This is a genomic window from Streptomyces sp. Act143 (genome assembly GCF_003143935.1).
GTDB lineage: Bacteria > Actinomycetota > Actinomycetes > Streptomycetales > Streptomycetaceae > Streptomyces.
This window is the reverse complement of sequence record NZ_QFRX01000001.1, coordinates 1,339,949-1,357,515: the sequence shown is the minus strand read 5'-3', so window position 1 is coordinate 1,357,515 and position 17,567 is coordinate 1,339,949. Positions and strand designations below refer to the sequence as shown.

General features: G+C 72.3%; 19 protein-coding genes. 8 read left to right on the top strand and 11 right to left on the bottom strand.

The features are described 5' to 3' along the window. Window positions 1-97 precede the first annotated feature (97 nt). Entirely contained in the window at window positions 98-2,341 is a 2,244-nt protein-coding gene (locus DI272_RS05950) for a glycoside hydrolase family 9 protein (protein WP_109494092.1), read from the top strand. 107 nt (window positions 2,342-2,448) lie between these two features. Here the strand turns inward: DI272_RS05950 and DI272_RS05945 are convergent, their stop codons facing one another. Next, a complete protein-coding gene (locus DI272_RS05945) occupies window positions 2,449-3,894 on the bottom strand; it encodes a cytochrome bc complex cytochrome b subunit (RefSeq protein WP_109494091.1) in 1,446 nt (481 codons plus the stop codon). Beyond that, on the bottom strand, window positions 3,891-4,811 hold the full coding sequence (gene sigJ / locus DI272_RS05940; protein WP_109494090.1) for an RNA polymerase sigma factor SigJ: 921 nt from the start codon (window positions 4,809-4,811) through the stop codon (window positions 3,891-3,893). Before sigJ ends, DI272_RS05945 begins: the two co-directional genes overlap by 4 nt. 172 nt (window positions 4,812-4,983) lie before the next feature. Between sigJ and DI272_RS05935 the strand changes: the two genes are divergently transcribed. Next, window positions 4,984-5,595, top strand: a complete 612-nt coding sequence (locus tag DI272_RS05935; protein ID WP_258314475.1) for a hemerythrin domain-containing protein — start codon at window positions 4,984-4,986, stop codon at window positions 5,593-5,595. 15 nt (window positions 5,596-5,610) lie between these two features. On the opposite strand, the gene DI272_RS05930 is transcribed toward DI272_RS05935, so the two are convergent. Together DI272_RS05930 and DI272_RS05925 are read right to left on the bottom strand one after the other, a co-directional pair. Next, on the bottom strand, window positions 5,611-6,336 hold the full coding sequence (locus DI272_RS05930; RefSeq protein ID WP_109494089.1) for a 2OG-Fe(II) oxygenase: 726 nt from the start codon (window positions 6,334-6,336) through the stop codon (window positions 5,611-5,613). Between the two features lie 13 nt (window positions 6,337-6,349). Further along, window positions 6,350-6,841 (bottom strand): methylated-DNA--[protein]-cysteine S-methyltransferase, encoded by a 492-nt coding sequence (locus tag DI272_RS05925; RefSeq protein WP_109494088.1) that lies wholly within the window; start codon window positions 6,839-6,841, stop codon window positions 6,350-6,352. Between the two features lie 137 nt (window positions 6,842-6,978). Here DI272_RS05925 and DI272_RS05920 point away from each other — a divergent pair, with 137 nt between their 5' ends. From DI272_RS05920 to DI272_RS05910, 3 genes are all read left to right on the top strand, one after another. Further along, on the top strand, window positions 6,979-7,224 hold the full coding sequence (locus DI272_RS05920) for a hypothetical protein (RefSeq protein WP_109494087.1): 246 nt from the start codon (window positions 6,979-6,981) through the stop codon (window positions 7,222-7,224). A gap of 3 nt (window positions 7,225-7,227) precedes the next feature. Next, window positions 7,228-7,605, top strand: coding sequence for a toxin Doc (locus DI272_RS05915; RefSeq protein ID WP_109494086.1), 378 nt, complete (start codon window positions 7,228-7,230; stop codon window positions 7,603-7,605). Between the two features lie 487 nt (window positions 7,606-8,092). Next, window positions 8,093-9,712 carry an RICIN domain-containing protein gene (locus DI272_RS05910; RefSeq protein ID WP_109494085.1) on the top strand — a complete coding sequence of 540 codons (1,620 nt, stop codon included), beginning with the start codon at window positions 8,093-8,095 and terminating at the stop codon, window positions 9,710-9,712. Here the strand turns inward: DI272_RS05910 and DI272_RS05905 are convergent. The 4 genes from DI272_RS05905 to DI272_RS05895 form a co-directional block, all read right to left on the bottom strand. Then, complete coding sequence (locus tag DI272_RS05905) at window positions 9,687-10,682, bottom strand: 2-hydroxyacid dehydrogenase (RefSeq protein ID WP_109494084.1); 996 nt, start codon at window positions 10,680-10,682, stop codon at window positions 9,687-9,689. The two genes, DI272_RS05910 and DI272_RS05905, sit on opposite strands and share 26 nt — an antisense overlap. Further along, window positions 10,679-11,848, bottom strand: a complete 1,170-nt coding sequence (locus DI272_RS05900; protein ID WP_109494083.1) for a lactate 2-monooxygenase — start codon at window positions 11,846-11,848, stop codon at window positions 10,679-10,681. The genes DI272_RS05905 and DI272_RS05900 overlap by 4 nt, the downstream gene beginning before the upstream one ends. An 81-nt stretch (window positions 11,849-11,929) precedes the next feature. Next, window positions 11,930-12,091 carry a hypothetical protein gene (locus tag DI272_RS44425; protein WP_181387582.1) on the bottom strand — a complete coding sequence of 54 codons (162 nt, stop codon included), beginning with the start codon at window positions 12,089-12,091 and terminating at the stop codon, window positions 11,930-11,932. Then, window positions 12,082-12,660: a hypothetical protein gene (locus DI272_RS05895; protein WP_109494082.1), complete on the bottom strand. Its 579-nt coding sequence runs from the start codon at window positions 12,658-12,660 to the stop codon at window positions 12,082-12,084. The genes DI272_RS44425 and DI272_RS05895 overlap by 10 nt, the downstream gene beginning before the upstream one ends. A 324-nt stretch (window positions 12,661-12,984) precedes the next feature. Between DI272_RS05895 and DI272_RS05890 the strand changes: the two genes are divergently transcribed. Next, on the top strand, window positions 12,985-13,407 hold the full coding sequence (locus tag DI272_RS05890) for a protease inhibitor (protein ID WP_109494081.1): 423 nt from the start codon (window positions 12,985-12,987) through the stop codon (window positions 13,405-13,407). Between the two features lie 165 nt (window positions 13,408-13,572). Here DI272_RS05890 and DI272_RS44420 read toward each other — a convergent pair whose 3' ends face one another. The 3 genes from DI272_RS44420 to DI272_RS05880 all read right to left on the bottom strand — a co-directional run bounded on the left by DI272_RS44420 (window position 13,573) and on the right by DI272_RS05880 (window position 16,445). Further along, on the bottom strand, window positions 13,573-13,743 hold the full coding sequence (locus tag DI272_RS44420) for a hypothetical protein (RefSeq protein WP_181387098.1): 171 nt from the start codon (window positions 13,741-13,743) through the stop codon (window positions 13,573-13,575). A 14-nt stretch (window positions 13,744-13,757) separates the two neighbouring features. Next, window positions 13,758-14,762 (bottom strand): hypothetical protein, encoded by a 1,005-nt coding sequence (locus DI272_RS05885; protein WP_109494080.1) that lies wholly within the window; start codon window positions 14,760-14,762, stop codon window positions 13,758-13,760. A 177-nt stretch (window positions 14,763-14,939) separates the two neighbouring features. Further along, complete coding sequence (locus DI272_RS05880) at window positions 14,940-16,445, bottom strand: MFS transporter (RefSeq protein ID WP_109494079.1); 1,506 nt, start codon at window positions 16,443-16,445, stop codon at window positions 14,940-14,942. Between the two features lie 255 nt (window positions 16,446-16,700). On the opposite strand from DI272_RS05880, the gene DI272_RS05875 reads away from it, so the two are divergent. Beyond that, window positions 16,701-17,045, top strand: a complete 345-nt coding sequence (locus DI272_RS05875) for a helix-turn-helix transcriptional regulator (RefSeq protein WP_109494078.1) — start codon at window positions 16,701-16,703, stop codon at window positions 17,043-17,045. A gap of 5 nt (window positions 17,046-17,050) precedes the next feature. Continuing rightward, a complete protein-coding gene (locus tag DI272_RS05870; RefSeq protein WP_109494077.1) occupies window positions 17,051-17,563 on the top strand; it encodes an SRPBCC family protein in 513 nt (170 codons plus the stop codon). Window positions 17,564-17,567 lie beyond the last annotated feature (4 nt).

Sequence of the window (17,567 nt, the reverse complement as noted above, 5' to 3'; positions counted from 1 at the left end):
TGACGGGGTGTCATGGCTGCAACAAGCATGGCCTTCGACCGTCTATTGGGAGCGCTCCCATGCCGAGCGTGCCCGTAGCTCACCGAGGAGCCCGGACGTGAAAAGACGCAGCACCACCCTGTTGTCCCTGACGGCCTTGCTGGGTGCGGTACTTGTCGCCGCGCCGACCTCCCCGGCAACCGCCGACGAGGTCGAGCAGCTCAAGAACGGCACCTTCGACACCACCACCGAACCCTGGTGGGCGACCAGCAACGTCACCGCGGGCCTGTCCGGCGGGCGGCTGTGCGCGGACGTGCCGGGCGGCACGACCAACCGCTGGGACGCCGCCGTCGGCCAGAACGACGTCACGCTGGTCAAGGGGGAGACGTACAAGTTCGCCTTCACCGCGGACGGTTCACCCGACGGCCATGTCGTGCGCGCGATCGTGGGGCTCCAAGTGGCCCCGTACGACACCTACTTCGAGGTCAGCCCGCAGCTCAGCGTCTCCGGCAACAGCTACTCCTACACCTTCACCTCGCCCGTCGACGCCACCCAGGCGCAGGTCGGCTTCCAGCTCGGCGGCAGCGCGGACGCCTGGAAGTTCTGCATGGACGACGTGTCCCTGCTCGGCGGGGTGCCGCCGGAGGTGTACGAGCCCGACACCGGGCCGCGTGTGCGGGTCAACCAGGTCGCCTATCTGCCCTCCGGCCCGAAGAACGCCACGCTCGTGACGGACGCGACCGGGAAGCTGCCCTGGCAGCTGAAGAACGCCTCCGGCACCGTGGTGGCACAGGGGACGACCGTGCCGCGGGGCGTCGACGCCTCGTCCGCGCAGAACGTCCACTCGATCGACTTCGGGGCCTACAAGAAGGCGGGCACGGGCTACACGCTGGTCGCCGACGGGGAGACGAGCCGCCCCTTCGACATCGGCACCGGCGCCTATCGGCAGCTCCGCCTGGACGCCCTGAAGTACTACTACACACAGCGCAGCGGCATCGCGATCCGCGACGACCTGCGCCCCGGCTACGGCCGCGCGGCCGGTCACGTCGACGTGGCACCCAATCAGGGCGACTCCGCCGTCCCGTGCCAGCCGGGCGTCTGCGACTACAAGCTCGACGTCACCGGCGGCTGGTACGACGCCGGCGACCACGGCAAGTACGTGGTCAACGGCGGCATCTCCACCTGGGAGCTGCTGAGCACCTACGAGCGCGCCCTGCACGCCCGCACCGGACAGCCCGCGAAGCTCGGCGACAACACCCTCGCCATCCCCGAGAGCGGCAACAAGGTGCCGGACATCCTCGACGAGACCCGCTGGGAGCTGGAGTTCCTGCTGAAGATGCAGGTGCCCGCCGGACAGCCGCTGGCCGGAATGGCCCACCACAAGATCCACGACGAGGCGTGGACCGGCCTGCCGCTGCTGCCCAGCGACGACCCGCAGAAGCGGGAACTGCACCCGGCGACCACCGAGGCGACCCTGAACCTCGCGGCCACCGCGGCCCAGGCGGCCCGCCTCTACAAGCCCTACGACAAGGCGTTCGCGGCGAAGACCCTCGCCGCGGCCCGCACGGCCTGGACGGCGGCGCTCGCCCACCCCGACCTGCACGCCGACCCCGACGACGGCACCGGCGGCGGCGCCTACCCGGACACCGACGCCACCGACGAGTTCTACTGGGCGGCGGCCGAGCTGTATCTCACCACCGGCGAGAAGCAGTTCGCCGACCACGTCCTCGACTCGCCCGTCCACACCGCTGACATCTTCGGCCCCCTCGGCTACGACTGGGCCCGCACGGCCGCGGCGGCCCGCCTCGACCTCGCGACCGTCCCCAGCAAGCTGCCCGGCCGTGACAAGGTCCGCCGGTCCGTCGTCAAGGGCGCCGACCGCTACCTGGCCACCCTGAAGTCACAGCCGTACGGCATGCCGTACGCGCCCACCGACAACCTCTACGACTGGGGCTCCAACCACCAGATCCTGCACAACGGCATCGTCATCGCCACCGCGTACGACATCACCGGCGCCACGAAGTACCGCGACGGCGCCCTCCAGAGCGTCGACTACCTCTTCGGCCGCAACGCGCTGAACATGTCGTACGTGACCGGGTACGGCGAGGTGAACTCCCACAACCAGCACAGCCGCTGGTACGCCCACCAGCTCGACCCGAACCTCCCGAACCCGCCCAGGGGCACCCTCGCCGGCGGGCCGAACTCGAGCATCCAGGACCCCTACGCGCAGAGCAAACTCCAGGGCTGCGTCGGCCAGTTCTGCTACATCGACGACATCCAGTCGTGGTCGACCAACGAGCACACCATCAACTGGAACTCCGCCCTGAGCCGGATGGCCTCCTTCGTGGCGGACCAGACGTAGGCGCACACCGACCGGGACACGACGCCGAGCGGAGCCGGAAGGGGAGGTTCGCACCGATCCGGCTCCCTCGGCGGCGGCGTCCACGCACGGCCGGGCCCGCCCGTTGACTATCGGTCGTGCTCCACGAGCTCCTTCGGCCGCTCGTGTGCGGTCAGGGTGTGGCGCCGCGCCTGGTCCAGGGGCTCGTGCAGTTCGACGTACTCGCCGTGCGGGAGGCGTTTGATCACGCCCGTCTCCCGGCCGTGCGCCACCAGCTCCCGGTCCCGCAGCTGGAGGCCCAGGCAGATCCGGCGGGTGACGACGAGGACCACCGCCGGGATCACGAACACCCCCACCCGCACCACCCACGTCACCGTGTTGATCGACAGATGGAGGCGGGTCGCCACGATGTCGTTGCCGCCGCCCGCCAGCAGGACCAGATAGAGGCTGATCCAGGCCGCGCCGATCGCGGTGCGGACCGGACGGTTGCGCGGGCGGTCCAGAAGGTGGTGCTCCCGGCGGTCGCCCGTGAACCCGGCCTCGACGAACGGGTACACGCCGATGAGGACGAGCAGCAGCGGGAACACCACGATCGGGATCAGAACGCCCGGCACCAGCGTGTGGCCCCAGAGGTCGATCTCCCAGCCCGGCATGATCCGCACCAGCCCCTCGGCGAAGCCCAGGTACCAGTCCGGCTGGGCGCCCGTGGAGACCTGGTCCGCACGGAAGGGGCCGTACTCCCAGACGGGGTTGATGCTCGCCACGGCCGCGATCAGCGTGAGCACACCGAGGACCAGGAAGAAGAAGCCGCCCGCCTTCGCGAGGTACACCGGCAGGAACGGGGCACCCACCACGTTGCGTTCGGTCCGCCCGGGCCCCGCGAACTGGGTGTGCTTGTGGTACACGACGAGGAGGACGTGCGCCACGACCAGCGCCGCCATGATGCCCGGGACCACCAGGACGTGCAGCGCGTAGAACCGGGCCACGATGTCGTCCCCGGGGAACTCGCCGCCCAGCAGGAACATCGACAGATACGTCCCCACGACCGGCACCGCCAGCAGCGCCCCGTTGACGAACCGCAGCCCCGTGCCCGACAGCAGGTCGTCCGGCAGCGAGTAGCCGAAGAGGCCCTCGAACAGCCCCAGGAACAACAGGGTCCAGCCCAGCACCCAGTTGACCTCGCGCGGCTTGCGGAACGAGCCGGTGAAGAAGTGCCGCATCATGTGCGTCAGCATCCCGGCCACGAACACCAGCGCCGACCAGTGGTGCAACTGCCGGATCAGCAGACCGCCGCGCACGTCGAAGCTGATCTCCAGCGTGGAGGCGTACGCCTCGGACATCCGCACCCCGTTGAGCGGGACGTAACTGCCGTGGTACGTCACCTCGTTCATCGAGGGATGGAAGAACAGGGTCAGCCACACGCCGCTCAGCACCAGCACGACGAAGCTGTAGAGGCAGATCTCGCCGAGCAGGAACGACCAATGGTCCGGGAAGACCTTGCGCAGATAGCGCCGGCCGAGGGAGTGGATGCCGAGCCGGCCGTCGAACCAGTCGGCGAGCCGCTCGCCGCTCACCGCTCCTCCCGCTCGACGTGTTCGAGCTTGTCGGGATTGGTGACGATGTAGACGTCGGACACCTGGTCGCCCTCGGGTGTGAGATCCATGACCATCACCGCGTACGGCGCCCCGCCCTCGAAGAGCACCGCCGCCGCGTCGCCGTTGGCCTGCCCGTAGCGCACGTCCAGGTCGAGCGAGGCGCCGCGGGCGCGGAACCCGGCGATGAGGCGTGCCACCTTGTCCCGCCCGCGCACCGGGCGCAGCCCCGCCCCGCGGCGTTTGCCGCCGCCGTCCGTCCACACCGTCACGTCCGGCGCGAGGATCTCCATCAGCGCGCCGATGTCCCCGCCGAGCGCGGCCTCCACGAACCGCTCGGTCGCCTCCCGCCGCACCCGCGGATGCGCCTCGTACAGCGGCCGCCGCGCATGCACGTGCGTCCGGGCCCGGTGTGCCACCTGCCGCACCGCCGCGGGGGTGCGGTCGAGGATGTCCGCGATCTCGGTGTGGGGGTAACCGAACACCTCGTTCAGCACGAACACCGCGCGTTCCAGCGGGGTCAGGGACTCCAGGACCACCAGCATCGCCAGGGAGACCGACTCGGTGCGCAACGCGGGGTCGTCGGCGGCATCGCCCGCGACCAGGGGCTCGGGCAGCCACGGGCCGACGTACGTCTCGCGCCGCCGGTTGACCGCGGCCCGGCGGGCCAGGGCGTGGTTCACGGCGATGCGGACGAGGTAGGCGCGGGGGTTGCTGATCCCGTCCAGGGGCGAGCCGGTGGCCCGGCGGGCCGTCCAGGACAGCCAGGTCTCCTGGAGGACGTCCTCGGTGTCGGCGACGCTGCCCAGCATGTTGTAGACGATGCCGAACAGCAGCTCACGGTGGTCGACGAAGACGTCCGTCGCCTCGTCGGCCGCGGGAAAACGGATCTCGGTCATGCGTGGCCCTCCCGGTACGCGCTCACTACTGCGAGGGCTCCCGGGGGCGCGAATGTGACATCGGAAGGTCTGAATGTGACGTGTGCCTCATCGCGGAGGGACCGTGTCACACCGCCGCGACGGCCCGGCCTCTTGACCGTGAGTCCGCATCCGTGGGCACTGAGGAGGACCGGTGACCATCGACTTCACCGCCATGTACGCGTCCCACGACGCCTTCCGCCGCGATCTGGCGCGGCTGGCCGACGCCGTCGCCGAGGGGCGGGCCGGTACGCCCGCGGTCCGGGCCGGCTGGCAGAACTTCACGCACCAGCTGCACATCCACCACACCGCCGAGGACGCCGGGCTGTGGCCGCGGGTCAGGGAGCGGGTCGCCGGGCGACCGCGTGAGCTCGCGCTGCTCGACGCGATGGAGGACGAACACTCCCGTATCGACCCCCTGCTCGCCGCCGTCGACACCGCGCTGGCCGACGGCGCACCCGAACTCGGCGATCTCGTGCGGGCGCTGACCGCCCTGCTGGACGACCATCTCAAGCACGAGGAGGACAGCGCCCTGCCGCTGATCCAGGACGTCCTGACCGAGGCCGACTGGGGTGCCTTCACCGGCCGTATCCGGGAGACCCAGGGGATGCGCGGCGCGGCCGTGTTCGTGCCTTGGGTCGTCGACGGGGCCCCGCCCGCGGACCGAGCCGCCTTTCTCGCCGCCATGCCGCCCCCGGTCCGCGTCCTCAACCGGCTGTTCTGGGAGGGCGGTTACCGGCGCAGGGGGTTGTGGGCGCACGGCTAGACCGGAGAGGCGGGCTCAGGTCGCGTCGTGGAAGACCAGGCCCAGGGCGTGCCGCCGGCCCGAGCGGACCGTGCTCACACCGTGCCGCAAGGCGCCCGCGGACCAGCCCCGGCGGCTGCGCACCGGGCGGTCCCGGGTGGTGAAGACCAGGCCGTGGCCCTGCCGCAGCACGGTCGACGTGCCCCGGGACTGTGCCCTGGGCCGCTGCTCCACCATCAGGAACTCACCGCCCGTGTAGTCCGTGCCGTGTTCGTCGAGCCCGATGACGACCTGGAGCGGGAAGACCAGGTCGCCGAAGACGTCCCGGTGCAGGGCGTTCCAGTCGCCCGCCCCGTAGCGCAGCAGGATCTGCGCCGATCGGTTCTGGCCCGCGGCGTGGCAGCGCTCCAGCCACTCGGCGAGGGAGTCCGGCCAGGGCGCCGGGCGGCCGAGCCGGGCCGCCCAGTCGCGGGCGACCGGCAGCAGGCGCGGGTAGAGCGCGTCCCGCAGAGCGGCCACCGGGGCGGGCAGGTCGTGCGTGAAGTACCGGTACTCGCCCGAGCCGAAGCGGTGCCGGGCGAGGTCGACGGTCGTGCGGAACAGCTCCGGCTTCTCGTACAGCGCCGCCAGGTCACGGCACTCGGCGGGCGTCAGCAACGGCCCCGTGGGCGCGCTGCCGAGCTCGTCCAGCTCCGTGGCGAGCGCGACCCAGTCGGTCCCGGCGACGCGGCGACGGGCCTGCGTCGGGGTGAGGGTCGTCATGATGCTCCTCCCGTCAGACGAGCGTCGGCTGCAGCGCGCCCTCGTGCGTGAGCAGCCGCACCTTGCGCTCGACCCCGCCCGCGTACCCGCGCATCGAGCCGTCGGCGCCGATCACCCGGTGACAGGGCCGCACGATCAGCAAGGGGTTGGCGCCGAGCGCCGCGCCCACGGCCGGGGTGTCGGCCCGCGCCACCCCGAGCCGCGCGGCAAGCGCGCCGTACGTCGTCGTGGTGCCGTACGGGATCGTGTCGACCGCCTGCCACACGCGCCGCTGGAACTCCGTGCCGTGGGCGGCGCACCGGAGGTCGAAGCGGGTGAGCCGGCCCGCGAAGTACGCGGCGAGCTGGGCGGTGGCCTCGGCGAAGGCGTCGTCGTCGCGCCGCCAGTCGGCGCGGACGGCCGGGGCGGTGCGCCGCCCCGGCATCGACAGTGCGGTGAGCACCCCTGCCTCGCCCACCAGGAGCAGCTCACCGAGCGGGCTTCCGGTCGTCGTGTACGTCGTCATGGCTCCGAGTCTGCCGCGCCGCTCGGCCCGTCACCGGCGGGAATCGGACGTCGCGCTGAACGGTCCGCGGTACCCGAGCGCGATACCTCTGAGCAGGGAGTATTTACGGTGGAGTACCTCGGCGGTACCGTGAGGGCATGCCAGCTCTCAACGTGGAGTTCAGTGATCGTGAGCTAGAGGACCTGCGGCAGATCGCCAAGGAGCGCGGTACGTCGATGAAGGCCCTCGTCCGGGAGGCCGCCGCCGCCGACATCGCGCGGCACCGCGCCCTCCAGGAAGGCGCCGAGGCGTTCCGGCGGTTCTTCGCGGCCCACGCCGACGAGTTCGCGGCGGCCTTCCCCGACGACGAGCCGGCCGCCCACGGCGAGCGGCGGGCCGTCTGAGCGATGGCTCCTGTCGTCCACATCGACGTGCCCTGGCTGCTCCAGCGTCACGAAGAGGTGCTGCCGGACCAGCCCACCGTCAACGACTTCTCCGCGCTGGTGGCCGCCGTCGCCCGGCACCGCGTCGACCCGCCGCGCCTCGGCGTGGACTCCGACCCGGCCTGGCGGGCCGCGGCCCTGCTGCACACCCTCGCCCTGCTCAAGCCGCTGCCGTCGGCCAACGCCCGCTTCGCCTGCGCGACGGCCGTGGCGTACATGTTCGTCAGCGGCGTCGGCATCGACCCGCCCTACGGTTCCCTCGTCGACCTCACCCGCGACCTGATCTCCGGCAAGACCGACGTCTACGGCGCCGCGGACCGGCTGCGCTCCTGGCAGATCTGAGCCGCTCCGGCAGGCCCCGGGCCCGGCCGGCCCCGGCCCGCCCTCGGGGCCGCCGACCGAGGGCGGGAGGACCGGGGTCGGCGGCCGGTTCCGCCGCGTGGCCTCCGAGGGGCCGGTACCAGTGCACTACGCGGTGGTGCGCGCCGGGAGCGTGCGTGGTGCTCCGGCGCGTGCGCGTGTTTCACACGGGGCGTGTGAAATACCGAAAGCCGGGCGGGGAGAGCTGCGCCGACCCCGTTTCTGACTTTCTTTCAACGATGCGGATGTTGCTCAAGTGCCTTGTTGGTCATGACTCCTTTGTGCAAGGGTGAAGTTCCCGTGCGGGGGGTAAAGGCCGGGTCTTCATTCGTCCCGTGGGGAACCGGGACGAACGAGCCGTGGGTGAATTCACGCTCCTCGCGCATCACCGAAGAGGACACAACCGTCCCCGCTCCTTTTCGGCGAGTTGAAGCTCAGAGCCACCTGCGCGTGGGAAGGAACCCGCTCAGTGCCCACCCCCCACCCCCCTCGCCCTCCGTACCCGCCGCCCGGCGGCGTGCCGGGGGAATCCGACGACGACCTCGCCGGCCGTCTCCGGGGCCGCCCGGACGGCGAAGCCGCCCAGTCGGCGGCGCTTTTGATGGCGCGTCACTGGCAGCCGGTCCACGAATACGCCGTCATCTGCCTCGCCGCCCGCTCGGAGGTGGCCTCCATGGTCACCGCGGCCGCCTTCCACCAGGTTCTCGACCGGCTCGCGCTCGGCGAGCCCGGCACCGCGCTGCGCCCCCGCCTTCTCGTGCGCGCGCGGGACATCGTCCGGGAGTGGTCGGCCGAGGAGCGAATATCCGGCGTTCTTCCGGACCTTCAGAAACCCGCCGGCGGTCGCGGTATGCGGGCCGCGAAGTCCATGACGCCCGAAAACCGCAAACTCGCCGAGCGTTCTTTCCTCGCGCTGCCCGGACTCGCCCGCTGTCTGCTGTGGCACACCGAGGTCGAGGCCGAGCCGCTGGCCGTCCCCGCCGGTCTGCTCGGTATGGACACCGTCAGCGCCGCGGCGGCGCTCGAACAGGCGCGTGACAAATTCCGCGAGGGTTGTGTACATGCCCATCGGGAACTCGCGCCGACGAAGGACTGCCGGTTCTACAACCGCCTCCTCGACGTCCCGATTCGCCGCGGCGGAGCCCTGTTGCCGGATGTCCAGCAGCATCTGGACGAGTGCCGCTACTGCCGTTTCGCCGCTGAGCAACTCAGCCATTTCGAGGGCGGATTGGGCATCCTCCTCGCCGAGTCGGTGCTCGGCTGGGGAGCCCGCCGCTACCTCGACTCCCGCCGGGGGCGCGGCCAGCAGGGCCCGCGGGCGCAGGGCGGCGCCCGGCACGGCCGCGGACGCCGGCGGCTGCTGTCCCGCATCCCGTCCCCCGGCCGCCGTCCCCCCGAGGGGCTCCGCGCCTCCCGGGTGCTGCTCACCGGCGTGGGCCTCGCCTCCGCGGGCCTGATCGCCAGTGTGCTCGCCGCCAGCCTCTGGTCGGACGACGGCGGCGCCGACCCGGCGGCCTCCACCAGCGCGACCGGCGGTACCGGGTCGGCCGCCGGCGGCGTGTCCGCCTCCCCGCCGGGCACCGCCCAACTCCCCGTCGCGCCCAGCCGGTCCAGGCTGCGCAACGTCGGCGCCGACCTCTGCCTCGACATCCGGGGCGAGGTGAAGAAGGGCGCCGGGACCGCGCTGGCGGCCTGCTCGGACGACGACACCCAGAAGTGGACGTACGACGAGGACGACGGGCTGCTGCGCAGTGCCGCCGACCCCGATCTGTGCCTCGACTCACGCGCCGACGCCGGCGTGGTGATCCTCGGCACCTGTGCGGACGACCGGAGCGGGCGGGCCGACGACGTCCGCTACGACATCACCGCGCAGGGCGAGCTGCTCACCCGCTGGGACGAGCAGCTCGCCGTCACCTCCGCGAGCGGGGAGCCGGACTCCGACATCGTCGTCAAGGTCCGTGACGGGTCCGACCAGCAGCGCTGGGTGTCGGACCCCGTCTCGCCCAGCGCCGGTACCCTGTCGGTCCCCGACTCCGGTGCCCCCTCGGTCCGGGCCGTCGACCTCAACGGCCGGGCGCGGACCCGCTGATCACGTCCCGGGGCGGGTCGCCCGCCAGATAGCCGGTCACGTTCTCGACGGCTGCCAGGGCGATCCGCACCAGCGTCTCGCGGGTGACACCCCCGACGTGCGGCGACAGCACCACGTTCGGGGCGCGCAGCAACCGCAGGGCCGGGGTGGGCGGTTCGGGGTCGAAGACGTCGATGCCCGCTCCGGCGAGGGCGCCCTTCTCCAGGGCGTCGGCGAGGGCGTCCTGGTCGATCAGGGCGCCCCGCGCGGTGTTGATCACGAACGCGGTGGGCTTGAGCAGCGCGAGCCGTGCCGCGTCCAGCAGGTTGCGGGTGTCGTCGGTCAGCGGGGCGTGCAGGGAGACGTAGTCGGAGACGCGCAGCAGCTCGTCGAGCGGCACCTGGCGGGCGCCGCCCAGCCGCGCCTCCGTCTCCTGCGGTGCCCGGTTCCGCCCGGCGTAGACGACGCTCATGTCGAACGCGACCGCGCGCCGGGCGACTTCCCGCCCGATCTGCCCCAGACCCACGATGCCCAGCGTCTTGCCGGACAGTTCGGTCAGCGACCGCTGGAGCCGGGGGAGTGCCCAGTCGGCCCCGACCAGCGCGGTGTGGGCCGGGACCAGTTGCTTGGCCAGCGCGAGCATCAGGGCGAAGGTCTGCTCGGCCACGTTCTGCGCCTCGGCGCCGCTGGAGCCGATGGTGCACACCGGCACACCGAGATCGCGCGCGGCGTCCACGTCGACGTAGTCGAAGCCGTGGCTCGCGCACTGCACCAGCCGCAACTCGGGCGCGGCGGCGAGGTGTTCGGCGGTGACCGGGGCGAGTGCCGTGATGACGACGTGGGCCGCGCGCAGCGCCGCCGGGTCCTCGTCGGTCCGCTCGACCACCGTGACCTCGGCCTGGTCGGGGAAGAGCGTGGCGAGCCCGGCTCCGGCGGTACGGCCGCCGACGTGCGGGGCGATGACGGCGAGTACGTTCTTCGGCGCGGTCATACGAGGTCCTCGGTGAGGTCGGCGGGGCCCACGGTGGTGGGGGAGGCGTGCCCGGACAGGGCGAGGGTGAGGTCGAGTTCGGCGAGCAGGCAGCGGATGACGTGCTCGACGCCGGCCTGTCCGTCGAGGCCGAGGCCGTAGACGTACGGCCGCCCGACGAGCACCGCCCGGGCGCCGAGCGCGAGTGCCTTGAAGACGTCGTCGCCGGTGCGGATGCCGCTGTCGAACAGGACGGTGAGCCGGTCGCCGACCGCCTCGGCGACCCGGGGCAGCATGTCGGCCGCGCCGACGGCCCCGGCGACCTGCCGGCCGCCGTGGTTGGAGACGACCACGCCGTCCATCCCGGCGTCGGCGGCCAGCCGTGCGTCGTCCGGGTGCTGGATGCCCTTCAGCACGATCGGGCCGTCCCAGTTCTCGCGCAGGAACGCCAGGTCGGGCCAGGTCTTCGCGGGGTCGGCGAACATGCCCACCCAGTGCAGGACCGCCGCGTTCGGGTCCTCGTGCACCGGCTTGGCCAGGCCGGCCCGGAACGCCGGGTCGGAGAAGTAGTTGGCGGTGCCGACGCCGTGCAGGAACGGCAGATACGCCTGGTCCAGGTCGCGGGGCCGCCACGCCAGCATGGGGGTGTCGAGCGTGACGACGAGCACGGTGAACCCGGCCGCCTTCGCACGCCGCAGAAAGCTGCGGGCGACCTCCGGGTCCTTGGGCCAGTACAGCTGGAACCACCGCTCGGCGTCCCCCATCGCCTCCGCCACCTGCTCCATCGGTGTGCTGGAGGCGGAGGACAGGATGTACGGCACGCCCTGCGCGGCGGCGGCCCGCGCGGCGGCCGGCTCGGCGTCCGGGTGCATGATCGACAGCACGCCGACCGGCGCCAGGGCCAGCGGGGCGGGCAGGGGCCGGCCGAGGACCTCGACGGCGAGGTCCCGCTCGTGCACGTCCCGCAGCATCCGCGGCACGATCCGCCGCCGCTCCAGCGCCGCCCGGTTGGCCCGGGCGGTGCTGCCGTCGCCGGCGCTGCCCGCCACGTACCCGACCGGGCCGGGCCCGAGCCGCTGCTCGGTGAGCTCCTCCAGGCGGGTCAGATCCGTCGGGAGCCGCGGTACGGCCCCCGACATCCCGTTGAGATAGATCTCGTACTGGAAGTCCGCCCAGTGCTTGGCCATCCGTGGGTCCCGCCTCTCGTCGCTGAGAACGCGTTGCGCTCCGACGATACTGGCGAGTAAGGGCCGGTCAGAACACCGGGGTCAGCCGCCGTTCGCCGCAGTGACGGGTGTCGGTGCCGCGGACTCCGCGCCCGGCCCGGTGACGGGCGGCACCAGGACCTCGACGGTCCGGGCCGGCCGCGCGCCCTTCGCCCCGTACACGGCCCGGGGTTCGGGGAACACCCGCAGCAGCGTCAGGAACACTCGGCGCCGCTGCCTCCCTCGCTCGCGTCCGTCGGCGCGTCCTCCGGTTCCGTGTCGGGTCCCTGAGCCCGTACCCGCTGGACGTGTTCGAGGGACTCGCGCAGTTCGGTGAGCCAGTCGTCGGTGTGCTTCTGGACCAGGCGCACGCACCAGGCGAGCGCGTCGCTGCGGCTGCGCGCCACCCCGCCCGCGATGAGCGTGTCCAGGACCTCGCGCTCGGGCTGCCGCAGCCGGGTCATCACGGGCGCGGCCACGTGCGTGAACAGGGCGCGTTCCCCGGCGCACTCCACGCCCCAGGACACCTTGCGGCGGAACCGGTGCTCGGCCTCCCGGGCCACGTCGATCCGGGCCTCGCGGGTGCGGTCCCGGAACTCCTGTATCCGGGCCTGCACGGCCGCCTCCCGCTCGGTGGCCGGGACGCCCTCGGCCAGCCGCGGCGCGGGGATGCGTCCGATGACGGTGATCTCCTCGCGGTCCACGGTCAGTTCGGCCAGTTCCTCGAAGAGGTCGTCGGGCAGCCGCCCGGCGAACCAGCCGCGCAGCTTCTCTCGTTGCTCGGTCGTAATCATGTAATGACCGTTACTCCGCCGGGACATGAACACAAGGGAGCGGGGAGAAGTCCGCCGACAGCTCAACCGGAATGTTTCAGGCCGATTGCAGAGCCGATGTGAACCGGCCATTCGGTCGGGGCTGTCGATCAAGAGCCGTGCGGCTACTGGGCTCCGGTGTTCGAATTCCGTGACTTCACGCCACTGATTCAACACGCAAGGTTACCGAAACGCGTGGGGTCGATGTGTGTTCCGGCCGCCGACTCGGCAGACTCGCGCTCGCCGCCCCGGCGCCGACCGTGCCGGGTGCGGCACCACCCTCGTATCAGCGGAAGGATGCACACCATGCGGAACACCGCGCGCTGGGCAGCGACCCTCGCCCTCACGGCCACCGCCGTCTGCGGCCCCCTCACGGGAGCCGCGCAGGCCGCCCCCGAGTCGCTCTACGCCCCGTCGGCCCTGGTCCTCACCGTGGGCCACGGCGACAGCGCCGCCACCGTCACCCCGGCCCGCGCGGTCACCCTGAACTGCGCCCCGACGCCGTCCGGCACCCACCCCGCGGCGGCTCGGGCCTGCGCCGAGATGCGTGCCGTCGGCGGGGACCTCGATGCGTTCGCAGCCCGCGACGACGTGCAGTGCACCAAGGAGTACGACCCGGTGCTCGTCACCGTCGACGGGGTCTGGCAGGGCAGACGCGTGGCCTACGAGCGCACCTTCGCCAACGAGTGCGTGAAGGGCTCCCTCGGAGCGAGTCTCTTCGCCTTCTAGAGCCGGGGTCGCACGGCTCTCGTGAAACCGGACGGCCGCCCGTGGCTGGGGAGCGCGGGCGCTGTCACGAGAACCGTGGCGATCTCGCACCGAAGGCCGGCCGGGCGGAGTGGGGCCGCCCGGCCGGCCTTCGCACCCATGGCGGCGGCCCCCGCCCAGAGCGTCCTACTCGCCCTCGGACTCCTCCTGGGCGCGCGCGTTGGGCGTGATGGCCTCGCCGGCCTCGCCCCGGTGGCGGCGCTGCTCCTCGGTGTCCCGGGTGCGGCGTTCCGCCTTCTCGATCTCGCGCAGCACTTCCTCGGCCGCCGTCTCGGGGTGCTTCTCGTCGTGGGTCATGGCGCTGTCCTCTCTCAGTTCGTCGCGGCCGCAATACGCAGCGGCACCGGCTCCTGTTCGCCGGGCTCCCCGCCGCGGCGGCCGATCCCCGCCCACCAGGACGGGCCGTCCTCGATGTGGCGCAGCAGGACGCCCTCGCGGATCGCCCACGGGCAGACGCTGACGGACTTGATGCCGGTCAGCTTCAGGGCCGTGTGCCCGACCACCGCGCCGGCCAGGCTCTGCGCGGCACGCGGGGCGGAGATGCCGGGGAGCCGGGCGCGGTCGACGGCCGGCAGGGCGGCGAGCCGGCTGATCGCGGCCTTCAGGTCCGTGCGGCGCAACTCCCTCTCCACGAACGGCCCGTGCCGCCCCGGCGGCGCCCCGCACAACCGGCCGAGCTGCTGGAACGTACGCGAGGTGGCCACCGCGGTGTGCGGTCCCTCCCAGCGGATCCGGGCCGCCACATCCCGCAGTTGGTGCCGGACGCGGCGGCGCAGCGCTCGCAGCAGTTCCGGGGTCGGCGGCTCCGCGCCGAAGAACTCGTGGGTCAACCGGCCCGCACCCAGCGGCAGCGAGGCCACGAAGTCCGGCAACCGGCCGCGCCCGAAGGCCACTTCGAGCGAGCCGCCGCCGATGTCCAGCAGTGCCAGCGGCCCGGCCCGCCACCCCATCCAGCGCCGCGCCCCGAGGAAGGTGAGCTCCGCCTCCAGCTCGCCCGGCATCGTGCACAGCTCGACCCCGGTGCGGGTCCGCACGGCCCGTAGCACCTCACGGCAGTTGGGCGCGTTGCGCACCACCGCCGTCGCGAAGGCCAGGGGAGGTGTCGAGCCCCACTTCGCCGCCGTCCGGTCCGCCTCGGCGACGGCGGCGACGAGTCTGTCGACGGCCTCCTCGGGCACCTCGCCGCCCGGATGGACCTGTTCGGACAGCCGCAGCCGCCACTTCGCGGTGTGCACCGGCAGCGGTACGCCGCCCTCGGCGTCCGCCACCACGAGCCGGACCGTGTTCGACCCCACATCCACCACGCTGATTCGCATGGACCCGTGAGTACCCCTTTCGGGGCGTTCACTCACCGCGCCGGGCGCTGAGGCGCGGCAACCAGCCAGAACGGGGGACGGCGGTGAGAGCGCCGCCGGAGTGCGCGGACCGCCACCACGGCAGCGAAGAGGGGCCGCCGTCTCCCTGATGACGGCGGCCCCTCGGCTGTGGGGGAGCTACATGTGGACCACGGGTGCGGCGTCCGGGTCCTGCTCCGGCACCCCGCGGCGGTAGAGCAGGAACGCGATCAGCGTGCCGGCGGCGAAGAGGCCGGCCGACCACCAGAAGGCGGTGGTGTAACTCTCGATCGTGGCCTGGGCCTGGACCAGCTTGTTGCTCGGGTCCTTGCCGGCCAGGTAGTCGGTCGCGGCGCTCGCGGCCAGGGTGTTCAGCAGCGCCGTACCGATCGAACCGCCCACCTGCTGCATGGCGTTGACGGTGGCGGAGGCGACACCGGCGTCCTCGGCGGCGACCCCGCCGGTGGCCAGCTGCATCGCGGGCGGCATGACCAGACCGAGTCCGAGCCCGACCACGATCAGCTGCGGCAGCACCGCGCTCATGTACGACGACCCGACGCCGATGCCGGTCAGCCAGGCCATGCCGACCGCGGCGATCCCGAAGCCGAGCGGGATGACGGCCTTCGGGCCCATCCGCGGTACCAGCGTCGTGGTGCCGACCTGCGCCGCCACCATCAGCGCCGCGACCATCGGCAGGAACGCGACACCGGTCTTCGTCGGGCTGAAGCCGAGGTTGAGCTGGAGGTAGTAGGTGAGGAAGAGGAACACGCCGAACATGCCGCCGCCGGAGATCAGCACGGCGAGGAACGAGGCGGCCCGGTTGCGGTCGAGCAGGATGCGCAGCGGCAGCAGCGGGTGCGCGGCCTTGGTCTGCCACCAGGTGAAGGCCGCCAGCAGGACCCCGCCGGCGATCAGGAAGCCCCAGGTGGCGGGCGATCCCCAGTCGTGGGTCTCGGCGTTGGAGAAGCCGTAGACCAGGGAGAACAGACCGGCGGCGACCAGGACCGTGCCCGGCACGTCCAGCTTGGAGTTCGCGGCGTCGCGGTGGTTGTGCAGCAGCACCCAGCCCCCGGCGAAGGCGACGACGGCGATGACGACGTTGACGTACAGGGTCCAGCGCCAGTCGAGGGCGTCGGTCAGGACGCCGCCGAGCAGCAGGCCCACCGCACCGCCGGCACCGGCGATGGCGCCGTAGACGCTGAAGGCCTTGGCCCGCTCCCGCGCGTCGGTGAACGTCGTGTTGAGCAGCGAGAGCGCGGCGGGCGCGAGGAGGGCGCCGAAGGCGCCCTGGAGAGCGCGGGCGGTGACCAGCATCTCGAAGTTGGTCGCGGCGCCGCCGAGCGCGGAGACGGCGGCGAAGCCGACGACACCGACCAGGAACGCCGTCTTGCGGCCGAAGAGGTCGGCGATGCGGCCGCCGAGCAGCAGGAGGGAGGCGAAGGCCAGCGCGTAGGCGGTGACGATCCACTGCCGGTTGCCGTCGGAGAACCCGAGGTCGGCCTGGGCCGAGGGGAGGGCGATGTTCACGATGGTGGCGTCGAGCACCACCATCAGCTGGGCGAGCGCGATGACGGCGAGGATCCACCACCGCTTGTTCGAGGGGGCCTCGGATGAGGCCTCGACCCCGGCGGCCGGGGCGCCGTCGGTCAGGGTCTTCTGGGACATGGCAGAACCACTCCAGGGAAGTCGTCCGGATTTTACGAAGCCATAAACGAAACTGTTTCGTACACATCGAGGCTAGGGCAGTTTCAGCGAAACGGCAACGTTTCGCTGGGGGTGGTGGGTGAGTGTGACCAGCGGCACAGTCGAGGTTGGCGCGCACTGCGGGCGGCCGTCGATCGGGATCGCCCGCGGAATCGGGGTGTCGTGCGGGCTGTGCATGCCTTGACCGGCATATAACCGTAGAGGCATATTGGATGTATGTCCGACGCCTCGCTCTGGACCGCGCTCGCCGATCCCCACCGCCGGGCCATCGTCGCGCTGCTCCTGGAGCGGCCGCGGCCCGTCGGGGAGATCGTGGAGGCATGCGGGCAGAGTCAGCCGAGCACCTCGAAGCACCTGAGAGTGCTCCGCGAGGCGGGCCTGGTCCGGGTCAGGCAGGACGCGCAGCGCCGCGTCTACGCCCTCGACCCGGCCCCGATCGCCGAGCTGGACGCCTGGCTCGCCCCGTACCGGAAGCTGTGGAACCGCAGCCTGGACACCCTGGGCCGCCGCCTCGACGAGACCGCGCCGGACGACCCCGAGGAACCCCTTCCGAAGGACTGATCCCCATGTCCGCAGAGCTCACCGGCACCTACCTGACCCTTGCTGACGGCCGCCCCGCCGTCCGCTTCAGCCGCACCTACGACCACCCCGTCGACCGCGTCTGGCGGTTCGTGACCGACGCCGACGAACTCGCCCACTGGTTCCCCTCCCGCGCCGAGATCGACCTGCGCCCCGGCGGTGAGGTCAGGTTCAGCGGCGACCCCCACATGCCGGAGTCGACGGGGCGCGTCCTCGCCGTCGACGCGCCCCGTCACCTCTCCTTCGCGTGGGGCGACGACGAACTGCGCTTCGACCTGGAGCCGTTGGGGGAGAAGACCACCCGCTTCACGCTCACCAATGTGCTGAGCGAGGCGAACACCGCCGCCCGCAACGGCGCCGGCTGGGAGGTCTGCCTGGGCGCGCTGGACAGGTACGCCGACGGGACGGCCACCGCGACCCGGGCGCCCTGGAAGGTGTTCTACGACGCCTATGTGAACGCCGATGTGCCCTCCGGCGCCCCCGTCCCCGGCCTCGACTGAGGCC

Bases quoted from the DNA above. Each gene is read 5' to 3' on its own strand.
- sigJ (WP_109494090.1), bottom strand. From the start codon at position 4,811: ATGACCGAGATCCGTTTTCCCGCGGCCGACGAGGCGACGGACGTCTTC.
- DI272_RS05930 (WP_109494089.1), bottom strand. From the start codon at position 6,336: ATGACGACCCTCACCCCGACGCAGGCCCGTCGCCGCGTCGCCGGGACC.
- DI272_RS05925 (WP_109494088.1), bottom strand. From the start codon at position 6,841: ATGACGACGTACACGACGACCGGAAGCCCGCTCGGTGAGCTGCTCCTG.
- DI272_RS05920 (WP_109494087.1), top strand. From the start codon at position 6,979: ATGCCAGCTCTCAACGTGGAGTTCAGTGATCGTGAGCTAGAGGACCTG.
- DI272_RS05915 (WP_109494086.1), top strand. From the start codon at position 7,228: ATGGCTCCTGTCGTCCACATCGACGTGCCCTGGCTGCTCCAGCGTCAC.
- DI272_RS05905 (WP_109494084.1), bottom strand. From the start codon at position 10,682: ATGACCGCGCCGAAGAACGTACTCGCCGTCATCGCCCCGCACGTCGGC.
- DI272_RS05900 (WP_109494083.1), bottom strand. From the start codon at position 11,848: ATGGCCAAGCACTGGGCGGACTTCCAGTACGAGATCTATCTCAACGGG.
- DI272_RS05895 (WP_109494082.1), bottom strand. From the start codon at position 12,660: ATGATTACGACCGAGCAACGAGAGAAGCTGCGCGGCTGGTTCGCCGGG.
- DI272_RS05890 (WP_109494081.1), top strand. From the start codon at position 12,985: ATGCGGAACACCGCGCGCTGGGCAGCGACCCTCGCCCTCACGGCCACC.
- DI272_RS44420 (WP_181387098.1), bottom strand. From the start codon at position 13,743: ATGACCCACGACGAGAAGCACCCCGAGACGGCGGCCGAGGAAGTGCTG.
- DI272_RS05885 (WP_109494080.1), bottom strand. From the start codon at position 14,762: ATGCGAATCAGCGTGGTGGATGTGGGGTCGAACACGGTCCGGCTCGTG.
- DI272_RS05880 (WP_109494079.1), bottom strand. From the start codon at position 16,445: ATGTCCCAGAAGACCCTGACCGACGGCGCCCCGGCCGCCGGGGTCGAG.
- DI272_RS05875 (WP_109494078.1), top strand. From the start codon at position 16,701: ATGTCCGACGCCTCGCTCTGGACCGCGCTCGCCGATCCCCACCGCCGG.
- DI272_RS05870 (WP_109494077.1), top strand. From the start codon at position 17,051: ATGTCCGCAGAGCTCACCGGCACCTACCTGACCCTTGCTGACGGCCGC.